Origin of the sequence: Roseomonas acroporae (genome assembly GCF_023223525.1) — a bacterium.
GTDB lineage: Bacteria > Pseudomonadota > Alphaproteobacteria > Acetobacterales > Acetobacteraceae > Roseomonas_E > Roseomonas_E acroporae.
In genome coordinates, this window is the sequence record NZ_JALPRX010000291.1 from 1 (window position 1) to 535 (window position 535).

1 protein-coding gene is annotated in these 535 nt (G+C 68.6%); it reads right to left on the reverse strand.

Annotated elements, in window-relative coordinates; translation table 11 throughout:
- Positions 1-23 precede the first annotated feature (23 nt).
- A complete protein-coding gene (locus tag M0638_RS28575; RefSeq protein ID WP_248670352.1) occupies positions 24-239 on the reverse strand; it encodes a hypothetical protein in 216 nt (71 codons plus the stop codon).
- Between the last annotated feature and the right edge of the window lie 296 nt (positions 240-535).

Below are 535 nucleotides of genomic sequence, written 5' to 3' on the forward strand. Positions count from 1 at the left end.
CCGCTGTACCTCGACGGTGCCGACTACTGCTTTGGCGTGCCGGGCGGCGGCTGGGCGTGGAGTGCGGAAACGCTCGCCAGCATCTCGCCGAGTGCCGCGTGCAGCTTCGCCGCGACCGGCACCGGCAGCACCAGGTGTGCCACCACGTTGGCCTCCAGCTTGCCAGCCTCTGGCGGCGACGGCTGCGGGCGCAGCGATGCCAGCGTGACCAGCACCGTGCCGAACTGGTGCACGAACATCCCGCAGATTTCGTTGGCAAATATCTCTGGCGCATGCGGGCTGCCCACCACGGGGGCCCCTTCCGCCGACACCGCCTTTACCATGCCGACCGGTCCTTTCCTGCTCTGGCTCCCGGATCATGAGGGCGTCCTGCGGCGGGCGGAAATTGATTCTTCAACCGTATCGGACGAGGGCGCGTGAGCGGGTCAGCGGCCATGGCGTGGGGGTTCCTGGGCGGGTGCGCGGCGATTGTGCTGGCGCAAGGCATGGCACTGCTGATCGCCCGCATCAGGTTGCCGGCGAAACGCCGTGAGGC

What these genes read in the sequence shown, in the direction of transcription:
- M0638_RS28575 (WP_248670352.1), bottom strand. Translation starts at nt 239, where the DNA reads ATGTTCGTGCACCAGTTCGGCACGGTGCTGGTCACGCTGGCATCGCTG.